The sequence below is a fragment of the Arthrospira sp. PCC 8006 genome (assembly GCF_046480465.1).
GTDB classification, from domain to species: Bacteria; Cyanobacteriota; Cyanobacteriia; order Cyanobacteriales; family Microcoleaceae; genus Limnospira; species Limnospira platensis.
The window spans coordinates 1-545 of record NZ_PKGG01000528.1 but is presented as its reverse complement, the minus strand read 5'-3'; the positions used below and the strand labels follow the sequence as shown (position 1 = coordinate 545).

1 protein-coding gene is annotated in these 545 nt (G+C 46.8%); it reads left to right on the top strand.

What is annotated here, in order from left to right; genetic code table 11:
* Positions 1 to 11 precede the first annotated feature (11 nt).
* A partial coding sequence (locus B9T16_RS29205) for an RHS repeat-associated core domain-containing protein (protein WP_410246450.1) occupies positions 12 to 545 on the top strand: 534 nt, incomplete at its 3' end.

Sequence of the window (545 nt, the reverse complement as noted above, 5' to 3'; positions counted from 1 at the left end):
GCAAAACAATCGTGAGCACCTTTGAAAATATAACAATTAGCGAACAAACGGGGCTTACTTATGCCGGGGCGAGGTATTATCCGGCGAGGGTAGGGAAGTGGTTGAGTGTGGATCCGTTGGCAAGTGAGTTTCCAAGCTGGACGCCATATCATTATGTGCACAACAATCCGGTGAATATGACCGACCCGGATGGAAGAGCAGCTTGGTGGCCTGGAGTTACAACTACCTATATAGAAATAAGAGCAGCTGTTGGAGTAGGAGTAGGAGCTAATTTTATTCGTCAATCGGGAGTTGTAAGAGATGAAGTAGGGAAAACCCATTTCATTTCGCAAAGTCAGGTCATGGTTGATGGTTCTAGACCTGGATCAATGGCAGGAGGAATGGCTTCAGTAATGGGAGGCGTTTCTCAGGATTTTAAACATGAAACGTTCTTAGGTCAACAACGAAGTAATAACTCGCAATTTTCGGCCGGTTCTGCTGCAGGTCCTGCAGTGGGGTTAGGCTTTGGAGATGGGACAGTATCCTTATTAGCGGGGACGGGAATA